Here is a 22,714-nt window from a genome sequence, read left to right on the forward strand (position 1 = left end):
GCCGCGGGTTTTCATCACCAGCCAGGTGGAACCCAGCAACATATAACCAATCACCACCGCGATACCGCAGAACAGGGAGAAGGGCGTGAGCCAGTCAAACCAGCCGCCGCCATACGAGCGGTCCACCACTTTGATGCCCTGCAGCATAGCGCCCAGCATGATGCCCTGGCTCAGCGCCGCCACCAACGAACCGATCATAAACGAAAGGTCCCAGATGGGCTTGCCGCGCTTGGTTTTAAAGCGGTACTCAAAGGCTACGCCGCGGAAAATAAGCCCCAGCAACATGGCTATAACCGGCATATATAAAGCCGGCATCAGTACCGCGAAGGCGAGCGGGAATACCGCCAGCAAGCCGCCGCCGCCCAGCACCAGCCAGGTCTCGTTGCCGTCCCACACCGGTGCGACTGTGTTCATCATTACGTCGCGGTGATCTTCACGCTTAAACCAGGGGAAGAGCATGGCCACGCCAAGGTCAAAGCCGTCCAGCGCGACGTATGCGAATACCGCGACGGCGATCAGAATGGCCCAAATCAGTGCATAATCCATCGCTTAGTCCTCCTCGTGGTACATGCGTTCAGCGGCCATAGCGTGCTGTTTTTTCGCATAATCAGGGATCGTTACTTTGTCCGGATTGCCGGCCATTTTGCGCAGGATGTAGAAGGTGCCGGCGCCAAATACCAGGAAGTAAACGACGATAAAGGCCAGCAAGCTGCCCGCAACGCCTTCGCGGGCGATGGGTGAGGCGGCATCGGCGGTGCGCATCAGGCCGTAAACCACCCAGGGCTGGCGACCGACTTCAGTGACCACCCAGCCGGCGATGACTGCGACAAAGCCCATGGGCGCCCCAAGTACGGCCACACGATGCAGCAGCGGACTGTCATAAAGTTTGCCGCGCCAGCGCTGTACGCCCGACCAGATGCCGATGACCAGCATCAGCACGCCGATGCCCACCATAATGCGAAAGGCCCAGAAGACGATGGCTACCGGCGGCCATTCGTCACGGGGGAAAGCGTCGAGGCCAGTGACTTCGGCATTGATGTCATGCTTAAGAATCAGGCTACCCAGCCCTGGAATAGCGAGTCCGTACTTCACCTCCGCGGTATCTTGCTGGGGCAGGCCAAACAGGTACAGCGGTGCCTGGGTCTGGGTTTCGAAGTGGCCTTCCATAGCAGCAACCTTAGCCGGCTGATGCTCCTGGGTGTTCAGCCCGTGTAAGTCGCCAACCAGCACCTGCAGGGGCGCGACCAGTAGTGCCATCCACATGGCCATGGAGAACATTTTCCGGGCTGCCGCGTTGCTCTTATCTTTCAGCAAATGCCAGGCGGCCACGCCGCCAACCACGAAGGCGGTGGTCAGGTAGGCGGCGAGCAGCATATGGGCGAGGCGATAGGGGAATGACGGATTAAAGATCACCGCCCACCAGTCGGTCACGATAAACTGGCCGACATCGTTCATGCCGAACCCGGTCGGCGTTTGCATCCAGCTATTGGCGGAGAGGATCCAGAAGGCGGAGATGGCGGTGCCAATGGCGACCATCAGGGTCGCGAAAAAGTGCAGGCGTTCGCCAACTTTGTTCATGCCAAACAGCATCACACCCAGAAAACCCGCTTCAAGGAAGAAGGCGGTCAGAACTTCGTAGCCCATCAGCGGGCCGATAACCGGGCCGGCGCGATCCGAAAATACCGACCAGTTGGTGCCGAACTGATAACTCATGACGATGCCCGATACCACGCCCATACCGAAGGCCACGGCAAAGATCTTCACCCAATAGCGGAATAGTTTCTGGTAAACCGGATTGCGGGTTTTCAGGTAAAGCCCTTCGAGCACCGCCAGGTAGCTCGCCAGGCCTATAGTAAAGGCAGGGAAAATGATGTGAAAAGCCACGGTAAAGGCAAACTGAAACCGCGCTAACGTCAAGGCATCGAACGATTCAAACATGTCGTGTTCCTAAGCGATTACTTGCTATGGAGTATACGCCCTATCCCGAAAAGATCATGGTAACTGGCTAATTATTCGCTGGATTAATAGTATGGGTCGCATGAATAAAAGTATGGCAGTGCCATTATTCAATGATCTGACACTGGCCTTTTGATGCATCCATCACCAGGCACGAATGCGCGGGTACAATCACCAGCAGGTCACCAAGTTCCAGTCTGCTGAGCATCTCATCCGGGACCTTTACCTTGCCGTGTTCCTGCGACAGCCCATGGAGCAGGGCACCTGCAACAGGCTCGCCCCAGCCTTCAGGCGTGAGCTGCATCACCTGACCAAAATAGTCCGTACCATTGATGGTCACGCGGTCTTTGCTGAAATGCACCGCGCCGCCATGTACCACTACTTCGCCACGCTCGGGATAGCGCGCGATAACCGGGCAGGCGACGGCCAGCGCGATATCCTGCCAGTCGCAGGCGCCAATTTGCTGCTGCATCAAATCGTAAAAAACATAATTGCCGGGACGAATTTCATCGGCACCGGGAAAGCTGTCCATGCGGCTGCAGGTAGGCGTATCACCAACGGAAATCAGCAGCTCTTCGCGGGGTATCGTTAGTCGCGACACCAGATCGCTTAAGCGCCCCAGGCTTTGCTCGTGGATCTGTGCTATTTCGTCATCGCCGTCGCGGTTGTAGCTGTTACCGGCATGCAGCAGCAGACCAAGCTGGCGCACCTGCGGTAACTGTCGGGCTTCATGGAGCAAATCATCAATGCGCACGTGCTCGGTCCAGAGAATACCGGTGCGGCCGTAGCCAGCGTCAATTTCAATATAGAGATCCACCTGGGTGGTCAGCTCACTGATAGCTTCAAGCGCATCGGTGTGCTCAACTGTGAGCCCCAGCCGCACCTCGATAGCTAGCTGGTTATATGAGCTGAGCTGGCGTGGATTAAGTGGGATAGCGATGAGGATGTCGTTCCAGCCCGCAGCGGCGAATTGCTGCGCCATAGGCACTGAAGATACCGCGATATGCTTAGCTCCAGTAGCACGGAACCAACTGCCTATTTCGTCGGACTGATGGGTTTTAAAGTGTGGCCGCAGCCGGACTTCGGCGGACTTTGCTTTGGCCTGCATACGCTCAATATTGCGCACCGCTTTGGCCTTATCAACGATAACGGTCGGGCCTTCAATTTGGTACCAGTTCCAGCTCATGGCTCAGAGTACTCCTTCTGCTGAAGTCGCGGTGTAAGCGGCCTGAATTTCCGCCAGCCGTATATCAATGGTGGCCCGGTCCAGCCAGACGCCGCGAATCATTACGCCTTCCAGGTCACGGAGCACGTCGGCATCTTCAAGCGGGTTGCCGGGTAACAGGATAAAGTCGGCGCGATGACCGGCACTGATGCGGCCAAAGCGATCCTGCGCAGCGAAATAATCACCCGTTGCCACGGTCGCGCTGTACAAAATCGCGGCCGGCGTTAACCCAGCCGCCGCCATCATGTCGATTTCACGATGAATTGAAAACCCGGGTACGCTGAACAGTTGTGGTGCGTCGGTGCCAAACAGGATCTCGGCGCCACTATTCTGTAACGCTTTCAGTAAGCGCTGTCGGTTTTCTTGCTGAACAGCGGCAGTGGTTGGATTAAAATAACTGGTGGTTGGGTTGCGAAGGAAGTCCAGCCAGTTTTTACGCACCGCACGCGGCACAAAATTAAGCTCAGGATAGGTACGCAATCGCTCAGCAGGTGATGCTCCGATAAGTGTTGCCCACAGCGCCTGTGTTGGCACCACGCCAGCCTCATAGCGAATAGTGAGCTGCACCAGCTCCAGTAATTCCTCTTCGGTGATGGGGCGGGTCAGGGCATCAACATGCTCCAGGTAGCCATCAAGATGATCAATGGTGCGCTGGCCGGCTTTTAACGCAACTTCCAGACCAACAGCCGAAGGTACGTGACCGGCAAATTCCATATCCGCCGCCGTTGCGGTGCTGGTCAGCGCCAGATATTCCTCAAGGGTCAGACCCGGATGGATTTTCAGTAAATCCCAGCCCTGGTCGCGCTGCTCAATTACGCGCTGGGTGGCTTGCTCTACCGACTCGACGGAATTGCCGCTGAAGCTGGGCCCAGCCAGATAAAGGGTCGGGCCGATGCGCTGGCCGCTGGCGATGTCGTCTTTCAGCAGCAACTGATGGGGGTAACCCAGCATGCCACGTACTGTGGTCACGCCATTTGCCACGTACAAAAACAGAACGTCATCCAGGTAGCGCTCTGGTAATTCGCCGAAGCTGGAGGCCGGCGGCACATGGCCATGCATTTCGGTGAGCCCGGCCAGCAGATAGCGGCCGTCGCCCTCAATAACCAGCGCGTCATCATCCACAACGGTTTCACCGGTAGGGCCCACATGCACGATGCGGTCGCCTTTAATCAGTACCGTCTGCTGCTCCCTGACCACCGCTTTGCGGCCTTCAAAGTCAATCACAGAGGTATTGACCACGGCCTGGTCTGCTTCAATCAGGGCTGGGCCCTCAGGCGGCTGGGGCGAGCAGGCGGCTAGCATTAGCGCGCTGGATAAAATGAGTCCGAAGGTAAGGCGGGGCATAGTCTGTCTCCTCGAAGCAGGGCAGTTTTTGTCATTTTTACTGAATTTAGCATACCCTAATTAATCAACATAACCAGCTACTGTTTATCGGTAATCCCCCCGGGTTGGTCGGATATGCATTGCATCAGCCGGCCGGGTTTGTTTAGGTAGAGGCAGCAAACAATCCCTAATTAGTTAATAACGAATGGAACCAGCTAATGAATAAAGTAACTGCAGTTGTTTCAGGTGTCTTACTGACCGCGGCGCTCGCGCCGGGTCTGACGCTCGCACAGGTGGACCAGGTGACCCAGGCCGCCGCGGGGAAGAAGACCTTCCAGCCGGAAGATATCTTTAATCTTGAACATGCGGGCCAGGTCGAGATCTCCCCCAACGGCAAACATATTGTTTATGTACGCACCGGCTTCGACGTGATGAAAGACAAGAGCACCCGCAGCCTGTGGCTGATTGATTTGGCAACCGGCAAGCATACGCCGCTGTTCGCCGATCAGTTCAGCTATGGCAACCTGAGTTGGTCGCCCGATAGCTCGAGACTGGCGTTTACCTCAAACCGGCAGGGCAGTAATCAGATCTTTGTCTACTGGCTGGCCGAGCAGCAACTGGCGCAGGTGACTGACGTACGCCAGAGCCCGGGTAATCTGAGCTGGTCGCCCGACGGCGAGCAAATCGCTTTTATCATGAACCAGCCGGCACCCCAAACCGACTATGCCAAGTCCGTCACACAGCCGAAGCGCCCTGATAAAGCAGAGTGGGGACCAAAACCACTGGTTATTGAACGCACTTATTATCAGCGCGACGGCCAGGGTGTGATGCCCTCGCAATATCGTCATGTATTTGTGGTGCCGGCGGAGGGTGGCACCGCCCGCCAGCTGACCGAAGGCGCCTTTGATCACAGCGGACCGCTGGCCTGGCGTGGCAACAGCCAGTCGCTGATCCTTTCGGCCAACCGCAACGACGCCTGGGAGTATCAGGTTAATGAAAGCGATCTCTGGCACCTGAACGTGCAGACCGGCGAAATGACGCAGCTGACCAGCATGCCGGGCGAGGAGTTTTCGCCGGTGATGTCGCCGGATCACAGCAAGATGGCGTTTCTGCATCGCTCCAACGACCCGGAGCCCTACCACAACAGCAAGCTGCATGTGCTGAACTGGCAGCAACAACCGCGCACGGCTTTACTCCAGGATTTTGATCGCTCAGTCGAAAGCCCCCAGTGGTTGAGCGACGACGCGATCGCTTTTCAGTATTCGGACCGCGGCCGGTATAAACTGGCCAGCGTAACCATGAATAACCAGCGCACGGATTATGTCGACGATGTGGGTGGTGTGTACATCAGCCGTCCTTATCTCAGTGGCTCGTTCTCTGTCTCAGCGCAAACCGGCGTGCTGGCGTATACCCAGAGCACCTCGCACCGACCGGCTGATGTGGCCACTTATGCTACCCGCATGAAAAAACGCGAAGCGAAGCAGATCCATACCGCACTGAACGCCGATGTGCTGGGGCAACGCAAGCTGGGAGAAGTTAAAGAAATTACTTATAAATCAAGTTTCGATGGTACCGAGATCCATGGTTGGTACATTCTGCCGCCCGATTATGATCCGGCCAAAACCTACCCGACTATGGTTGAAATTCATGGCGGACCGCATCTGGCGTATGGCCCGTCGTTCGCCGCTGAGCATCAGCGTTATGCCGCCGAAGGCTATGTGGTGTTCTACAACAATTATCGCGGCAGCGTATCGTACGGCAAGGACTTTGCACTATTGCTGGATGGCTATTACTCATCGGAGCGAGACTTCGCTGACCATATGTCGGGCTTAGACGCGCTGATTGAAAAAGGCATCGCCGATGCGGACAACCTGTTTATTGCTGGCGGTTCGGCCGGCGGTATTGCCACGGCCTTCGCGGTTGGCCTGACCGATCGTTTCCGCGCCGCGGCAGCCACCAACCCGGTAATCAACTGGGTCAGCAAAACGCTTACGGCAGACAGTTCCATCGGCCAGATCACCAATCAGTTTCCGGCCATGCCGTGGGAAGATTATGAGCATTACTGGGAGCGTTCGCCGTTATCTCTGGTAGGTAACGTGAATACGCCGACTTTATTATTCAGTGGCGAGCAGGACCGCCGGGTACCTATGTCTGAAATTGAGCAGTTTTATCAGGCGCTGCAGCTGCGCAAGGTCGATACCGCTATGGTTCGGGTGCCCGAAGCTTCGCACTCTGTTACCGCGCGGCCATCGCATATGATTGCCAAAATTGAACATACTCTGGCCTGGTTTAAGCGCTACCGGAAAGACTAAGCGCCGATGTACCTCAGTGTATTTCTGACGTCGTTTCTGGCTGCCACTGTACTACCTGCTCAGTCTGAGTTTGTAGTGGTGGCGGCCCAGCGACTGGGCTACGACGTATGGGTCATCTGGTGGCTGGCGTCGATCGGTAATACCCTGGGATCGGTGGTGAATTATGTGCTGGGCCGGTATCTGGTGCAGTACCAGGATCACCGCTGGTTCCCCTTCAAACCCGCTAGTCTGGCGCGCGGGCACCGCTGGTTTGAACGCTTCGGTAAATGGTCATTGCTGATGGCCTGGGCACCTTTTATCGGTGATGCGCTGACGTTCATAGCCGGCATGCTGCGCTTAAGTTTCTGGCAGTTCTTGATCCTGGTATTTATCAGTAAGGCTGGCCGCTACGCTATCTTACTTGGTATCATGCAGTTGTTTTAACTTGCTGCTCTAAATTATTGCTGAGGTAACTCATGGAACGCGCACTCGAAAACCTGATGTACAGCCTGCGCTGGTTGTTGGCGCCGATTTATTTAGGCCTGAGCCTGGCGGTACTGATGCTGGGCATAAAATTCTTTCAGGAATTATTCCACGCTTTTCCGAATATCCTGGCGATGCCGGAAGTGGATCTGATCCTGCTGACCCTGACCCTGATTGATATCGCCCTGGTTGGCGGCCTGCTGGTGATGGTAATGCTAAGCGGTTATGAAAACTTCGTTTCGGCGCTGAATATTACCGGCAATACTGAAAAGCTGTCGTGGCTGGGTAAGATTGATTCGGGCGGGCTCAAGAGCAAGGTAGCCGCCTCAATTGTCGCGATTTCATCGATTCATTTGCTGAAAGTGTTTATGAACGCTGCAAATATCGAGCCTGAGAAGATTAAGTGGTATGTGATTATCCACCTGACCTTTGTCGGTTCTGCTTTTGCGATGGGTTACCTGGATAAAATCACCCGCAAGCCGGGCGATAACCTCTGATTTAAATTTCGACCCGCGGCACCCGCGCTGAGACGCGGGTGACCAGCTCATAACTGATGGTGCCGGCGTGGCGGGCAATTTCGTGAACAGAGAGTTCAGGCCCCCACAGCTCGGCTTCATCACCTACCTGTACCTTTTCCAGATCGGTCACATCCACCGTAATCATATCCATCGATACCGTGCCGGCTATGGGCACCTGCTGGCCGTTTAAGAGCACGGGTGTACCGCTGGAACAATGGCGCGGGTAGCCATCCGCGTAGCCAATCGCCAGGGTGGCAATACGACTGTCGCGCTCGGCCTTCCAGCGGCTGCCGTAACCAACACAATCCCCGGCCGCGATATCGCGCAGCGCGATTACCGGCGCCACCAGGCGCATCACGGGCTTAAGTTCAGCGCTGACCGGTTGCTCAGGGTTCGGGCTGATGCCGTAAAGGGTAATGCCGGTGCGAACCCAATGCCGATCAAATTGCTCATAGTCGCGGCTGGCGCTCACTAAGGCCGCGGAGTTAGCCAGGCTCAGTTGATCCGTGAGCCTGGTCTCTGCTTTCAGGTCATAAAACTGCTTTTCTTGTTGCTGAGTAACAGGGTGCTCGCTGTCGCCGGAATTGGCATAGTGCGACATCAGCGTCACAGAGCCCACCTGCGAGCTGGCATTTAGCTCTTTATAAACCCGGCGCACCTGATCCGGTGCCCAGCCGAGGCGGTGCATACCGGTATCCACCTTCAGCCACACCGCCAGCGGATGAATCAGACGGGAGGTGAGTATAGCGTCCAGCTGACTCTGCTCGTGCACGACCGGCTGCAGGTTATGGTGCGCACAAATCGGCAGTTCGGCGGCAGAAAAGCAGCCTTCCAGCAACACAATCGGCTGGGTAAAGCCGGCGCTGCGTAACACTAAGGCTTCATCGAGGAAGGCTACGGCAAAGGCATCAACCTCGCCGGCAATCGCCTGCGCGGCGCTTACCATGCCATGCCCGTAGGCATCGGCTTTGATTACGCCCAGCACGCTCGCTTCACCGGCCAGATCACGGATGATGCCAGCATTGTGTTGCAGGGCGGCGCGATTAATTTCAGCGCGGGTGGTACGAAAATGTAGACCATTAGCCATAGATCAAAAATCCAGTTTACAGAGAATTAGTTGCCGAAAATCAGAGCATGATGAAGCCAGCCAGCAAGTACAGCAGCAGGGTAATACCACCTGCGGTCAGTGCATAGGGCAGCTGGGTGCGTACATGTTCTAATAAATCACAGCCTGATGCCAGTGATGATACCGCGGTGGTATCGGATATTGGCGAGCAGTGGTCGCCAAATACACCGCCACCCAGCACCGCGGCCAGTAGCAGTGGCGCCGGCAAATCCAGCGCAATAATCAGTGGAGCGGCAATGGGGATGAGAATCGCAAAGGTCCCCCACGAGGTGCCGGTCGTGAATGAAATGAGTGCACCGGCCAGAAATAACATAGGGGCAATGAGCACCAGCGGCAAGAATTCGCCGACCAGGCCAGCCAAGAACAGCCCGGTACCCAGTTCGCGCAGGCTACTGCCCAACGCCAGCGACAGCAATACGATAGTCACCAGCGGCAGCAGTTCACCCATGCCCTTAAAGCCCATGGATACCAGTTGCTGATGGGTGTTGCGACGGCTGATCAGCAGCATCAGGTAGGCAACCACACAGGCGAGGGTGGTGGCATAAAGCACCGACTTAGCACCGTCGCCCTGGGTAATATCGCCGCCGCCGGTACCAATCATAAAGCCGACCATACCAAACACCATCACCATTAGCGGCACCAGCATATAGCGGGCTTTGCTGTTGGTGGGTACCTCGGCCGGTAGATCCTGAGTCGGCTGGGGCTGCGCCTCGACTGCCCGCATCGGACCGTGCACCCGGGTCGAGATGGCGGTGTAGAACACACCGGCCAGTGTCACCAGGGCATAAAAGTTAAGCGGAATGGTGCCAATCAGAATCCCCACCGACGTACCGGGCAGTTCCTCGTGTTGCTCAAGCATGCCCAGCACGTAAGCGCCCCAGCCGTTGAGCAGGATCAGGATACAAATGGGGGCACTGGTACTGTCGATCAGATAGGCCAGCCGCGCCCGACTCATGCCGAGCTTTTCAAACAGGCCGCGCGAGAGAATACCGGCGGTCAGCACACTCAGATTAGATTCAATAAATACGAAAATACCGGTAAATACCGTCATCAGGCTGGCGCTGCGCTTAGTGGTGCCGTAGCCGCGCTTTAGCAGCGATTCGACCAACGCGGCAACACCGCCGGATTCACGGATATAAGCAAGCAGGGCACCCACCAGCAGACTGAAGATGAGGATGCGGGTGTTTCCGGGCGATTCAAACACACTGACAATGCGTTCAATGGTCGCGATGGCGGCAAAGTACCCGGGCGCGTCGCCGGCAACTGTCAGCAGGATCTCTGAAGTGAAAATCGCCAGTAACAGGGCGACGATAACTTCTTTGCGCCAGAATACGACGATAATGGCAACCAGTGGTGGCAGAATCGACAGCCAACCCATAAATACGCCTTATAAGTGAAAAATTAAGAATCTCCAGCCGCCATATTGCCGCCCGCATCGGAATTATTCAATAAAGCATAAATTTTTCATCCGGCGCTTGCTTCTTAAATGCGAATCATTATCATTAGCGCAAATAATTTCCAGCTCACTGATTATAAGGGTTTTATGAACAAGTCTATCATCAGTCTCACCATTGCTTCGTTATTAGCTGCTCCTGTCTTTGCCCAGGAAAGCGCCCAGGAAAACGACTCCGCAGTCGCTGAGCGCATCACCATCACCGCCAGCCGTACCAGCCAGCCGGAAAGTGCTATTCCGGCCACTGTCACCGTTATTGATGGCGAAGAGCTGCGTAAGCAACTGGCAGTAGCCGATTCACTGTCGGATTTACTAGGTAACCTGGTGCCGGCATTCTCGCCGTCACGGCAGAAACTGACCAGCTCGGGTGAAACCCTGCGTGGTCGCGAGCCACTGTACCTGATAGACGGCGTGCCGCAATCGAACCCGCTGCGTAACGGCGCCCGTGCCAGCTACACCATCGACCCGCTGATGATCGAGCGGGTGGAAATTATCCACGGTGCCAGCGCGATTCAGGGCATGGGTGCCAGCGGCGGTATCATCAACCTGGTTACCAAGTCTGCCAGCACTGGCAGCACCCATGAAGTGGTCGCCGGCGTAAGCGCGCCAACCAGTGAGACCAGCGAAGGCTTGTCATACCGTACCGGTTACCTGTTCCGCACCGCGGAAGGCAACTGGGAGGTGGTGGCCGGTGGTCACGTGCGCAGCACCGGTATGTACGTTGATGGCAACGGCGACCTGATTGGCGTGGACGTCACCCAGGGCGATGTCATGGACTCGGAAAGCTACGACCTGTTCACCAAAGTTGGCTACCAGCTGGCGGCCGATCAGCACCTTGAGCTGATGGTCAATCATTTCAACCTGCAGGGTAACGGCGATTATTCGCGCGTGCCTGGCGACCGCGACATGGGTATTGCGACCCGCGCGGTCGAGCAGCCTTCAGAAGGCGATCCGGCCGAGAACCAAGTCACTACCGCCACCTTGACCTACCGCCACGCGAACATCGCGGGTGCCGATCTGAACTGGCAACTGTTCAGTCAGGACTTCTCTGCCTTATATGGCGGCGGCACTTTCGCGACCTTCCAGGATCCGGCCTACGGCACCAATATTTTTGATCAGTCGCGTAACGATTCGAACAAGCTGGGTTCACGGCTGACCATGAACTGGAGCAAAGTAGCGGACAGCCCGATTGATGTCAGTGCTGGCTTTGACTACCTGCGAGACCGCACCTTCCAGGAGCTGGCGCAAACCGGCCGCAAATGGGTTCCGGAAACCAGCTTCCACAACTGGGCACCATTTGCACAGCTGCGCTATCAGCATCAGGGTCTGACCCTAAGCGGCGGTGTGCGTTATGAATATGGCCGGCTGGAAGTGGAGGACTTCACCACCCTGCACAGCTACGGCAGCGTTCTGGTAGAAGGCGGCGATCCATCATTTAACGAACTGCTGGCGAGCATAGGTATCGTTTATGAATTCACCGACACGCTGCGTGGTTTCGCCAGCTTCTCTGAAGGCTTCAGCATGCCGGATGTGGGCCGGGTACTGCGCGGTATCAACACGCCGGGTCTGAGCGTCGATAGCTTCCTGGATCTGCGTCCGGTTATCGCCGACAACAACGAAATCGGTATCGAATACCGTGACAGCGCCTTTGACGCCAGTCTGAGCTACTTCCGCTCGGATTCGGATTTTGGCACGCGCTTACAGGCGGATGCCGACGGCTTCTTCTCAGTACAACGTGAGCGCACTGAAATCGACGGCTACGAGCTGTCAGCCAACTACGCGCTGACCAACGACACCAGTGTGGGTATGAGCTATGCCAAAACCAGCGGTGAATATGACAGCGATGGCGATCAGCAGGTTGATACAGAACTGGGCGGCCGTAATATCGCGCCTGAGCGTCTGAACCTGCACTGGAGCCAGCAGTGGAGCCCGATGATCAGCAGCCGCCTGCAGTGGAACAAACTGTTCGACCGCAACATCTATGACGGCGCGGCGGCCATTAATAACTTTGATGGCTACCAGACGCTGGATCTGCAGGTTCAGGCAGAAACCCGTGATTACGGTATCTTCTCGGTTGGCGTCGAGAACCTGACCGACGAGTTCTACTTCACGTACTACGCCCAGACGGCTGGTTCGGATAGCACCAACTACGCTGGTCGTGGTCGTACAGTGAGCCTGAACTGGCAGTACGCGTTCTGATCATGCCGGGTTGGGGTCAACTCCATCGATGGCTCGGCTTAGCGCTGAGCCTTTGGCTGGTGCTCGTATCACTTACGGGCACTTTGCTTTTTTATAAGACGGAATTACTGCAACTCAAATACCCGCAGCTGAAGCTGACGGATATCCCTGATCAGCAGGACGCTGCGCGGGTATTTGATCGCTTCGATACCGGTCATGCGTTTCTGCCCCGGGCGGACAAGCCCTGGATAGAAGTCGTCGATGCCAGCGGCACCCACCAGTATTTTAACGCCGAAGGTAAGCACATACTTTCGCGCGAGCACATGGGTGACTGGATATCCTGGTTTGTTGAGTTTCATCATCACCTGCTGCTGGACGAGCTCGGCAAGGACATTCAGGGTTATCTGGGCCTGGCCAGTTTATTGCTCGTGGTGGCGGGGTTAGTGAAGTGGTGGCCGCAAACCTGGAGCCGCCGCTTATTCACCATTCGCTGGGCCTGGCCCTGGCAGAAAAATTTCCGCGCCACCTTATGGCAGTTGCACCGGGTGACTGGGGTGGTGCTGCTTATTCCCATTCTTATTCTGCTGATAACGGGCACCGCGATCATGTACTCGGCGGTGGTATCGGATACGCTGACCCGGCTATTCCCGCAGCAACAGCAGGTAACCAGTATGCCGGATACCGCACCGGCCGCGACTGACTGGCCGGCACGTCTGCGGGTGGCTGAGCAGCTGTTCCCGGAAATGGATGCCCGACTGGTGTATCTGGACCGAGCCCGCATCCGTCTAAAATATGACGACGAATGGCATCCCAACGGCCGCAGTTATATGCAGTTTGACCCGGTAACCAGGGCGCTGGTGAGCTGGCAGGATATTCGCAACCAGGCTTACGGTGCGCAGCTGGCGCAGATGGTTTATCCGCTGCATGTATCGGCGATTGGCGGAGTGAGTTTACTGACGGTATTGGTAGCAGGCGGGATTGCGCTGATTGTGTTGCCGGTTAGCGGCGTGTGGTTCTGGGTGTGGCGGCAGCGGCGCAGGAAAATGGCCTAGCCGGTTATTCGAGTTCCAGTTCAAGTTGTAGCTGATCATCCGGATCCGGCAACGCCACGCTCAGCCCAATCAGGCGTACACCGCGGCCGTCACGGCGATCCCAGGCTTCGCGCAGCAGCTGATAAAATATGCTCGGCGACGCTTTCGAACCGGTACGCGACACCGTAGTCTGCTGAAAATCGGTAAACTTCAGCTTCACGGTCTGGGTTTTGATATGGGTGTCCTGCCAGCGCGAAGTGCCAAGGCGGCGCAGCAATTGCGGTAGCAGCACATCATTCACAAAGAGATCGATCTGGCGCAACTGAAACAAATCGGTGCGCAGGGTTTCCTCTACGCCGACACTTTTGCGCACGCGCTCGGTAACAATCGAACGCGGGTCGATGCCCTGACAACGCTGATACAGCAACCAGCCGGCTTTGTCCCCCAGAATACTCTGCAGTGCGGCAATCTCGGCCGCCTGAACATCGCGGCCCAGATAAAAGCCCGCCTGGTTCAGGCGCTCCAGGCTTTTCGGGCCAACGCCGGGGATGCGTTTGAGCGTCAGCTGGCCGATATAAGGCACGACCTGATCCGGCGCCACCACAAACTGACCGTCGGGCTTGCGCTCTTCACTGGCGATTTTCGCCACCATTTTCTGATTTGAGATACCGGCCGAGGCGGTCAGGCGCAACTCGTCGCGCAAGCGCGCGCGAATGGCTTCCATGGTCAGGCTGGCGCTGCCCTGAAACTGTGTGTTGGCAGACAGATCCAGATAGAACTCATCAATCGATGCCGGCTCAACCTGGTCGGTGACTTCTTTTAGGATAGCCAGCACCTGTCGCGAAAGCTGCCGGTAATAAGCGTGATCCGGGGTCACGAAATGCAGATGAGGGCACAGCCGGCGGGCATGACTACCCGGCATCGCGCTGCGCACGCCGAATTCTCGCGCCAGGTAATTGGCCGTCGCCACCACCCCCCGCTCGCCACCACCGCCGACCGCAAACGGCCGGTGCTGCAGGCTTGGATCACGCAAGACTTCGGCGCTGGCAAAAAAGGCATCGAGATCCAAAAGCGCAAATTTACGTATTAAATCAGGGATGGTTAAAGACATAATTGACTACACAAAACGGAAGTGTTTATCCTTGGCTGGAATACGGCTATAATCGCAACAACTATTGGAGCGCGCAAGCTCATCAGCTCATATCAGGAGTTTCAAGTGAATCGAGTACAGGTTGTAAAATCGGGTCGTTTAATTGCATTCGCACTGGCTTTTGTAGTTGGAAGCGCCGGCGCCGTGATGATGCCACAACAAGATGACGAGAGCGCCATTAAGGAACGCATCGCGCCCATCGGCAAAGTCCGTTTAGCCGGTGATAGTGCGCAATCAGGCTCCGGCTCGCAAACAGCGGCTGCCGGCCCACGTTCAGGCCAACAAGTTTATGATAAATTTTGCGCAGCTTGTCATACCCCCGGGGTACTGAACGCACCGCGTATCAATAACGCTGAAGACTGGGAACCGCGTCTGGCGCAGGGCATGGAGACAGTATTTCAGCATGCCTGGGAAGGTTATAACGCGATGCCGGCAAAAGGTACCTGCGGTGACTGTAGCAAAGAAGAGATCCAGGCCGCAATTGACTACATGGTTTCAGATATTTAATCTGAAAATTCAGTTACGGTAAAAAAAGCCGCAGCAGCGGCTTTTTTTTGTGCGTTTTTTTTTAGCCGCAAAGCCTTTTCACACCGAACGGGTGAGGATATACTCGGCCATGGATCGTTATAAAACAGTAAAAAAATAAATTCGCCAATAACGAAAAATAACAATAATGCTCAAATCGGAAACAGAACAGTCACGATTAAGAGAAGTTGCGCGTCTGCGCAAGGCTGTTGTGCGCCTGAAGAAGCTGACCCTCAAGTACCGCCAGTCCGAAGTTGTCCAGAAAGCTTTATTCCGAATATCAGAACTCGCCTCTTTTGTGCGGGATATGTCGGAGTTTTACTCGTCTGTCCATGCCATTATCGGCGAACTGATGATGGCGAGGAATTTCTTCATCTGTCTGTATGACGAAAACGACGATACGGTGAAGTTTGTTTACTTCGTGGATGAATATGATGATATGCCGTCCCTGGAACAGTTTCCTGCTGACACGCTGCGCCGCGGTATTACCGGCTATGTGATGCGCACCGGGCGGCCATTCCTGTACACCGAAGAGGATTTTGACGCGCTGGTTGCGCAGGGCGAGATCCGCGACTTAGGCGCGCCACCTGTTGACTGGTTAGGGGTGCCGCTGCAGTCCGGCGGGCGCACCATCGGTGCCATGGTGGTCCAGAGCTATACCGAAAACGTGTTTTACAGTACCGCCGATAAAGAACTGTTAATGTTCGTTTCGCAGCACATCGTCAACGCCCTGGAGCGGATCCGCCAGCGCGAATTCCTGCAGGCGGAGATCAACCGGCAAACCGCAAACCTGCGCGATATTAACCGCGACCTCGAGCTACAAATTGTTGAACGCAAACGGGCTGAGAAAGTCTCCGCCGTGCTGTATGCCATTTCGGAGTTGACCAATACCTCCGATAGCATGGATAGCTTCTTCAAACACCTGCATGCCCACATTGGCCAACTGATGAACAACGATAACTTCTTTGTTGCGCTGTTGGACGATGAGAAGAAAAATATCCACTTTGCTTATTATGTGGATGAGCGCGACACAAAACTGCGCGCCTCTCGGCCATTAGGTCATGGCATGACGGAACATGTCATCAAGCTGAAAAAGCCGGTATTCATTGACGAAGATGAATACAAAAAAGTCATGAGCCGGGGCAACGGCGATTCGCGCACCAAATATTATGGTACCCGCCCGAAGCAATGGCTGGGCTCACCGCTGATTGTTGAAGATGAAGTGATCGGCGTGCTTTCGGTACAAACCTACAGCGATGATGTGTCCTATAAGCAGGACGACCTTGAACTCCTGAACTTTGTATCCCAGCACGTGGCCGTGGCCATTGAGCGGCGCCGCAACGCCGATGAAATCCGGCGGGTGAACACCTACCTTGAGAAAAAAGTGGCCGAGCGCACCGAAGAACTGGTCAGCGAAATCGAGCGGCGTAAGAAAATCGAAGAAAAACTTTTCTATGATGCCCATCACGACACCCTGACCGGACTACCCAATCGCGCCATGTTCACGGAGCGTCTGCAACAGGCGCTGAAGCAAAAGAAACGCTATCCGAATCATAACTTTGCGGTATTATTCGTCGATCTCGATCGCTTTAAAGATATCAACGATACCCTTGGGCATTCCACCGGTGATGAGTTCCTGCAGGAAGCCAGCCGCCGCATCGGCGAGTGCGTGCGCGACAATGACACCGTGGCCCGCTTAGGTGGCGATGAATTTGTTATCCTGCTAAATCTGATCCGACATGTCGACGATGCCAAGGAAATTGCTTCGCGCATCATTGAGAAAATGCGTCAGCCTTTTGTCTTCGGCGCAAATGAACACTACTCCGGTGCCAGTGTTGGTATTGCCGAGTGTAAAGCCCGTAACGACTCCGCCGAGCGCTTGCTGCGCGACGCTGATGCCGCGATGTATCAGGCCAAAGGCATGGGTCGCGGCCGCTTTGTGGTATTTGATGAAAGCATTCATAACGAGTTGGTCGCCTCGCTGACCCGTGAAACCGAGTTACGGCACGCCGATTTCAATGAAGATTTTATCCTTCAGGAAGAGGCTTTGGTAGAGATGCGGAGTGGCAAGGCGCAGGCCCGTGAAATTCAGGTGCGCTGGCAGCTGGATGGCACTCTGCTACCCACTGAACACCTGCTCAATATCGCTGAAAAGGCCGGCATGATCATGGCCGTTGATCAATGGATGCTGTCGCGTTGCTGCGAGCTGGTAAAAGAGAAGCCCGGCAAGCAGGTTTATGTCAGTGTATCGACCAAGCACCTGTTTAAACTGGCTGACATTAAAGTCTTGCTGGCGATTATCCGGGATTCGGGTGTGGCACCAGAGCAGCTGGTACTCGAATTCAGTGAAATGGAACTCAGTGACAGCTCAAAACGCCAGCTCACGTGCCTGAGGCATTTAGCCGAGGCCGGCGTAGGACTGGCGCTGAGCGATTTTGGTCGCAGCACCGGTGCCCTGCACTATATCCTGAACTATCCCTTTACTCATGTGAAGCTTGCCCCGCGGTTCGTGGCTGACGTGGCTTCCAGTAAGCGAGCGCAAACAACAGTGCGTAATGTGGTCAACCTTTGCGCTGAACTCAATATCGAGCTGGCGGCAGCCGGTGTCGACTCCCAGACCCAATGCGATGCGCTGCTCAGTGCCGGCGTAAAAATCGCGCAGGGATTATTATTTGGAGAACCCGAGCGGGTAAAGCCACAAACTTCTTCACAACCGACTTCGCTAAAGTCGGACGCTAACTACGCCTGATAGCTACTTTTTCAGCGCGTTGCGCAACATCGCCATGCCGCTTTCGCGCTCAGCAGCTTTGCTTTCTTCCGTGACTACTTTCTGATCTTCCCATTCCAGATCATCCACCGGCAACTCGTATAAAAAGCGGCTGGGCTCCGGCTTAACCACATCACCATATTGGCGGCGCTCACGGGCCATGGTAAAGGTCAGTGACTGCTGTGCGCGGGTAATGCCCACATAAGCCAGCCGGCGCTCTTCTTCGACCATGTTGTCGTCCACGCTCGACTGGTGGGGCAGCAGGCCTTCTTCCATGCCCACCATAAACACGTGGGGGAACTCCAGGCCTTTCGAGGCATGCAGGGTCATCAGTTGCACCTGGTCGCCTTGCTCGTCTTCTTCGTTGCGCGACAGCATATCGCGCAGACACAGCTTGGCCACCGCCTGCTCGAGATCCAACGGCTCATGGTCGTCATCGCCTTTAAGCATTTCGGTAACCCAGCGGATCAGCTCGTTGATATTTTTGTAGCGCATCTCGGCCGCGCTGACGCTGGGGCTGCTTTCATACAGCCACTCTTCGTAGCCAATCGTGCGGATCAAATCATAGAGCGCTGAAGGTGCCTCTTCGCGATGATCGCAGCGGCGCGCGGTCTGAGTGATCAGATGGGTAAAATATTGTACCGACTGATATTCGCGGCTGCCCATACGGGTTTTCAGCGCCTGATGCTGGGCCGCTTCGAGCAGACTGATATGCAGCTCATTGGCGAGATCACCGATACGCTCCACGGTGCCAGGACCAATACCCCGCTTCGGGATATTAATAATGCGGATGAGCGCGGTGTCGTCGGTGGGGTTCACAAGCAGTCGCAGGTAAGCCATGATGTCTTTCACCTCAGCCCGGGCAAAGAAGCTCTGGCCGCCGGTAATGCGATACGGAATACGGTTGGTCAGCATGGCCTTTTCAAATACCCGGGCCTGATGATTGCCCCGGTATAGCAGCGCGAACTGGCTGTAGGGTGTGCGTTCCAGAAACCGCCGCCGCACAATTTCCGCCACCACGCGGTCGGCTTCATGTTCTTCGTTGCGGCCGTAGATCACCCGCAGCGGCACACCGTATTCCATCTCCGAGAACAGCTTTTTCTCAAACACGTGCGGGTTGTTTTCAATCAGGATGTTAGCGGCTTTGAGGATCCGCCCGTGCGAGCGGTAGTTCTGCTCAAGCTTGATCACCTGCAGGTTAGGGAAGTCTTTCTGTAACAGCGCCAGGTTCTGCGGCTGGGCACCGCGCCAGGAATAGATCGACTGGTCATCGTCGCCAACCACGGTAAAGCGGCCGCGCTCACCCACCAGCAGCTTCACCAGCTGATACTGACTGGTATTGGTATCCTGATACTCATCTACCAGCAGGTAGCGGAACTTCTTCTGCCAGCGCTCGCGTGCTTCCTGGTTCTGGCTTAGCAGCAGCGTCGGTAGCAGGATCAGGTCATCAAAATCCAGCGCGTTGCAGGCGCGCATATTCTGCTGGTAGCGCCGGTAAAACTCCGCGAACAACTGCTCGTCGGGCAGGGTGGCCCGCGCCAGCGCCTGATCCGGCTGCAGCATGGCATTTTTCCAGTTACTGATCTGGTGCTGCAACTGCTTAAGTAAGGTCTTGTCACCATCGAGCTCGTCTTCGGTCAGCGCCTTGAGCAGGGCAAAGCTGTCCTGATCATCAAACAGCGAAAAACCCGGCTTCATATTCAGCCGCGTGACTTCCTTGCGGATGATATTCAGGCCCAGGGTGTGAAAGGTCGATACCGTCAGGCCGCGGGTATATTGCCGGCCCAGCGTCTTGCCCACCCGCTCTTTCATCTCCCGGGCGGCTTTGTTGGTAAAGGTGACGGCCGCGATATGGCGCGCCTGATAGTCACATTTGGTGATCAGGTAGGCGATTTTCTCGGTGATCACCCGGGTTTTACCGCTTCCCGCACCAGCAAGCACCAGCACCGGCCCGGCGATGGCACGTACGGCTTCCTGTTGTCGGGGGTTTAACTGCATCATGATCCTGCTGGTTAGCGGTGCGCTTGAATGAGCGGCAGATTTTACCGCAAACTCCTGCTAAGCTTAAAGGTAATTCGGCCCAGTTAAACAGGAGTGGTTATGGACGCCAAAAAAATTGAAGATATCGCCCGTCAGATCAACGATAGCATCCCATCGGGTGTGAAAGACTTTGCCGACGGCATGGAACAACGCATCAAGCAAATCCTGCAACAACAGCTGAACAAGCTGGATGTGGTAACGCGCGAAGAGATGGATGTGCAGCAACAGTTGTTGCTGCGTCTGCGCCAGCGCGTTGAGCAACTGGAAGAGCAGGTCGCTGCTTACCACAAGCAGAACGATTAAGTTGCCGGGCAGCTAACCCAGTCGGTGTCTGCGTCTACCGCAGGCGCTGGCGGCAGCTGCGCTTCCAGCAAATCAATTTTGCCGCGGTAGGCGGCCAGGTCCCGGTCATTGTTCAGTATCTGATTCACATCCCGTTCAACAAAATAAGCGCGCCGGCCGATAGCGTACAGCACACTTTCTTTATCTTCACTTAACAGCGCCACCGCATTACCTTCCAGTGGCCTCAGGCAGCATGCCTCAAGCTGAGTCACAAAATCACGGATGATCGAATCAGGTACCTTCATGTTATCCGGATCATTGGCAAACCGCCGCAAGCCTTCAATACGATCCCAGGTTTCTGTGGTGATGGCCGCAACCTGCTTCAGTAACTCGATGCTCTGTTCAGCTAACTGATAATTGAAATCCGTCAGCAGCGCCCGGCTGTCGCGCTCTTCAATTAACGACATAGCATCGGTGCGTTTCAGATCGCGCCACTGCTCGTTTAAATAGCGCAGCAGCGCCAGGTCGGGCTGCTCAGCATCCAACACCGCCAGTTCACGGGCAAAGTCACAGACCCGCGGATCACTGTATTCAATCGGATCTATCTGCACCACGTCGGTGTCTGCGGCTTCTGTCTGCTGCTGCTCGCTGCAGCCACTAAGGGCAAGCAGCGCCATCGCGCCGCCAATCAGGACGTATTTAATGGGGTAACTCACGGCATAACTCACAAAAGGTAACTCCAATTACTACTTTGTCTATAGCATAACATAACCGACTAAACCGGCCCGTAAATTGGCTGGTAAAACAGGCGCTAAGTTCTTACCATAGGTGAACATTCAGTTATTCGGCGGCGCGCTGGAGGACAATACGCAATGGCACAATGGTTAACCGGGGAAGTTATCGAGAATTACGCCTGGAACGCGGAGCTTTTCAGTATCCGGGTGAAAGCGCAGCCATTTGAGTTTATCGCCGGCCAGTTCGTGCGTCTGGGACTGCAGCACGAAGGCGCACGCATTCAGCGCGCCTACTCGCTGGTCAATAGCCCGGAAGACCCAGTGCTGGATTTTCTGGTCAGCCGCGTCGAAGGCGGCAAGTTGTCGCCACTGCTGCATGATCTGAAGCCGGGCCAGCACATTGAAGTCAGCCAGCCACCGAGTGGATTTTTCACCCTTAACGAAGTGCCGGACGGCGACAGCCTGTGGCTGATCTCTACCGGCACCGGCATCGGGCCCTATCTGTCCATGCTGCACACCAGCATCCCCTGGCAGCGCTTTAAGCGTGTGCATCTGATTCATGCCGTTCGCTTCGCCGCGGATCTCACCTACCAGGACCAGATTCAGGGCTGGGTAGCCGACCATCCGGGCAGCTTTACCTATCAGCCGGTCGTAAGCCGCGAAGACTACCCGGGCGGCCTGCGCGGTCGTATCCCCGGCTTAATGGAATCCGGCGAACTCGAAGCCGCCGTCGGCGACAAACTGGATACCAACGCCCAGGTGATGCTGTGCGGCAACCCCGAAATGATCCGCCACGCCAAAGAAGTGCTCAACGAAAAAGGCCTGGAAAAGAACCTGCGCCGCAAACCCGGCAACGTGACCGTGGAGCAGTACTGGTAGTACGCGAATTCTTGTTCCTTTGTCTATACTGAGTATTGAAACCCCTATCAATAAAACAGGTATTTCGACAATGGTTGAGAAGTGTCCGAAGTGTGAAAATCAGGTACTGGATAATAAATTCAGCTGTCCCGGCTGCGGCTACGTGAAGCGCGACCAGCATGGTGAAACGAGCCACCCCGGCGACACCGGCATCACCACCAAAGACACACCGAAGAGTCTGCAGATTCAAGGTGTGGTTGCTCTCATTTCCCTCATTGTTGGCCTGGCCTGGTTCTATTTCACCGGCGAAGAATACGAGCAACGCGGCGAACTCAATGTGATCGCTCTGGTCATGTTTATCGGTGGCCTGGCGTGGTACATCATCACGCGGTTCCGGATTTGGGGTGCTGCTGACTAAAGCCAGACAGCTTAACTAGTGATTCTGAAATCTTGCTTCAGGTTGCCCCAGTGCGCTCTTAATTTAGCTTTATGGTTTTCGAGCATAGGTAACTCATCCAACATTGCCGGCCACAGCGTTCTTGCCCTTTCCATGACGTCCTGCAGCTGAATCCTGATGGCAGGCCAGGAAACATCAATGCGCTTCGCCCATTGCTCAAAGGAGTCGAAACTCATTGTGTAATCCCCCCGAAAAATCGGAGCAGTTATAAGTAGAAAATTCCATTAAACTAAAACGAAGGAGTTTTCTATGCGCAAATCACGATACACAGACAGTCAGATCTTAGCGATTCTGAAACAAAACGAGAACGGTGTACC

Annotated in this window: 20 protein-coding genes; 10 read left to right on the forward strand and 10 right to left on the reverse strand. The window is 55.5% G+C overall.

Going from position 1 to position 22,714, the window contains the following annotated elements; genetic code table 11:
- The 4 genes from cydB to R3196_RS08875 form a co-directional block, all read right to left on the reverse strand.
- Positions 1 to 546, reverse strand: a 546-nt coding sequence (gene cydB / locus R3196_RS08860; RefSeq protein ID WP_318936416.1) for a cytochrome d ubiquinol oxidase subunit II, incomplete at its 3' end; no start/stop codon positions are given.
- Positions 547 to 549: 3 nt separating this feature from the next.
- Positions 550 to 1,938 (reverse strand): cytochrome ubiquinol oxidase subunit I, encoded by a 1,389-nt coding sequence (locus R3196_RS08865; protein WP_318936417.1) that lies wholly within the window; start codon positions 1,936 to 1,938, stop codon positions 550 to 552.
- Between the two features lie 124 nt (positions 1,939 to 2,062).
- Positions 2,063 to 3,142, reverse strand: coding sequence for an alanine racemase (locus R3196_RS08870; protein WP_318936418.1), 1,080 nt, complete (start codon positions 3,140 to 3,142; stop codon positions 2,063 to 2,065).
- A gap of 3 nt (positions 3,143 to 3,145) precedes the next feature.
- A complete protein-coding gene (locus tag R3196_RS08875) occupies positions 3,146 to 4,525 on the reverse strand; it encodes an amidohydrolase family protein (protein WP_318936419.1) in 1,380 nt (459 codons plus the stop codon).
- Between the two features lie 197 nt (positions 4,526 to 4,722).
- Here R3196_RS08875 and R3196_RS08880 point away from each other — a divergent pair, with 197 nt between their 5' ends.
- From R3196_RS08880 to R3196_RS08890, 3 genes are read left to right on the forward strand one after another with little or no spacing between them, the layout of a single operon-like run.
- Positions 4,723 to 6,816, forward strand: a complete 2,094-nt coding sequence (locus tag R3196_RS08880; protein ID WP_318936420.1) for a S9 family peptidase — start codon at positions 4,723 to 4,725, stop codon at positions 6,814 to 6,816.
- 6 nt (positions 6,817 to 6,822) lie between these two features.
- Positions 6,823 to 7,239 (forward strand): YqaA family protein, encoded by a 417-nt coding sequence (locus R3196_RS08885; protein WP_318936421.1) that lies wholly within the window; start codon positions 6,823 to 6,825, stop codon positions 7,237 to 7,239.
- A 32-nt stretch (positions 7,240 to 7,271) separates the two neighbouring features.
- On the forward strand, positions 7,272 to 7,775 hold the full coding sequence (locus tag R3196_RS08890) for a TIGR00645 family protein (RefSeq protein ID WP_318936422.1): 504 nt from the start codon (positions 7,272 to 7,274) through the stop codon (positions 7,773 to 7,775).
- Position 7,776: 1 nt separating this feature from the next.
- On the opposite strand, the gene alr is transcribed toward R3196_RS08890, so the two are convergent.
- On the reverse strand, positions 7,777 to 8,883 hold the full coding sequence (alr, locus tag R3196_RS08895; protein ID WP_318936423.1) for an alanine racemase: 1,107 nt from the start codon (positions 8,881 to 8,883) through the stop codon (positions 7,777 to 7,779).
- A 40-nt stretch (positions 8,884 to 8,923) separates the two neighbouring features.
- Complete coding sequence (locus R3196_RS08900; RefSeq protein WP_318936424.1) at positions 8,924 to 10,300, reverse strand: Na+/H+ antiporter NhaC family protein; 1,377 nt, start codon at positions 10,298 to 10,300, stop codon at positions 8,924 to 8,926.
- Between the two features lie 165 nt (positions 10,301 to 10,465).
- Between R3196_RS08900 and R3196_RS08905 the strand changes: the two genes are divergently transcribed.
- Positions 10,466 to 12,574: a TonB-dependent receptor gene (locus tag R3196_RS08905; protein WP_318936425.1), complete on the forward strand. Its 2,109-nt coding sequence runs from the start codon at positions 10,466 to 10,468 to the stop codon at positions 12,572 to 12,574.
- A gap of 2 nt (positions 12,575 to 12,576) precedes the next feature.
- Positions 12,577 to 13,605: a PepSY-associated TM helix domain-containing protein gene (locus tag R3196_RS08910; protein WP_318936426.1), complete on the forward strand. Its 1,029-nt coding sequence runs from the start codon at positions 12,577 to 12,579 to the stop codon at positions 13,603 to 13,605.
- A 4-nt stretch (positions 13,606 to 13,609) separates the two neighbouring features.
- Here the strand turns inward: R3196_RS08910 and dinB are convergent, their stop codons facing one another.
- Entirely contained in the window at positions 13,610 to 14,695 is a 1,086-nt protein-coding gene (dinB, locus tag R3196_RS08915; protein WP_318936427.1) for a DNA polymerase IV, read from the reverse strand.
- A 186-nt stretch (positions 14,696 to 14,881) separates the two neighbouring features.
- Between dinB and R3196_RS08920 the strand changes: the two genes are divergently transcribed.
- Positions 14,882 to 15,241 carry a c-type cytochrome gene (locus R3196_RS08920; RefSeq protein ID WP_413242912.1) on the forward strand — a complete coding sequence of 120 codons (360 nt, stop codon included), beginning with the start codon at positions 14,882 to 14,884 and terminating at the stop codon, positions 15,239 to 15,241.
- A gap of 166 nt (positions 15,242 to 15,407) precedes the next feature.
- On the forward strand, positions 15,408 to 18,008 hold the full coding sequence (locus R3196_RS08925) for a diguanylate cyclase domain-containing protein (RefSeq protein WP_318936429.1): 2,601 nt from the start codon (positions 15,408 to 15,410) through the stop codon (positions 18,006 to 18,008).
- A 3-nt stretch (positions 18,009 to 18,011) separates the two neighbouring features.
- Here the strand turns inward: R3196_RS08925 and rep are convergent, their stop codons facing one another.
- Positions 18,012 to 20,024, reverse strand: coding sequence for a DNA helicase Rep (rep, locus tag R3196_RS08930; protein ID WP_318936435.1), 2,013 nt, complete (start codon positions 20,022 to 20,024; stop codon positions 18,012 to 18,014).
- A gap of 102 nt (positions 20,025 to 20,126) precedes the next feature.
- Here rep and R3196_RS08935 point away from each other — a divergent pair, with 102 nt between their 5' ends.
- Complete coding sequence (locus R3196_RS08935) at positions 20,127 to 20,369, forward strand: accessory factor UbiK family protein (RefSeq protein ID WP_318936430.1); 243 nt, start codon at positions 20,127 to 20,129, stop codon at positions 20,367 to 20,369.
- On the opposite strand, the gene R3196_RS08940 is transcribed toward R3196_RS08935, so the two are convergent.
- Positions 20,366 to 21,076, reverse strand: a complete 711-nt coding sequence (locus R3196_RS08940; RefSeq protein WP_318936431.1) for a hypothetical protein — start codon at positions 21,074 to 21,076, stop codon at positions 20,366 to 20,368. The genes R3196_RS08935 and R3196_RS08940 overlap by 4 nt on opposite strands.
- A 144-nt stretch (positions 21,077 to 21,220) precedes the next feature.
- Between R3196_RS08940 and R3196_RS08945 the strand changes: the two genes are divergently transcribed.
- Both R3196_RS08945 and R3196_RS08950 read left to right on the forward strand, forming a co-directional pair.
- Positions 21,221 to 21,961 carry a ferredoxin--NADP reductase gene (locus tag R3196_RS08945; protein ID WP_318936432.1) on the forward strand — a complete coding sequence of 247 codons (741 nt, stop codon included), beginning with the start codon at positions 21,221 to 21,223 and terminating at the stop codon, positions 21,959 to 21,961.
- Between the two features lie 70 nt (positions 21,962 to 22,031).
- A complete protein-coding gene (locus R3196_RS08950) occupies positions 22,032 to 22,358 on the forward strand; it encodes a zinc ribbon domain-containing protein (protein WP_318936433.1) in 327 nt (108 codons plus the stop codon).
- Between the two features lie 11 nt (positions 22,359 to 22,369).
- On the opposite strand, the gene R3196_RS08955 is transcribed toward R3196_RS08950, so the two are convergent.
- Complete coding sequence (locus R3196_RS08955) at positions 22,370 to 22,573, reverse strand: hypothetical protein (RefSeq protein ID WP_318936434.1); 204 nt, start codon at positions 22,571 to 22,573, stop codon at positions 22,370 to 22,372.
- Positions 22,574 to 22,714: the final 141 nt, after the last annotated feature.

The organism is Pseudidiomarina sp., assembly GCF_033722695.1.
Classification (GTDB): Bacteria; Pseudomonadota; Gammaproteobacteria; order Enterobacterales; family Alteromonadaceae; genus Pseudidiomarina.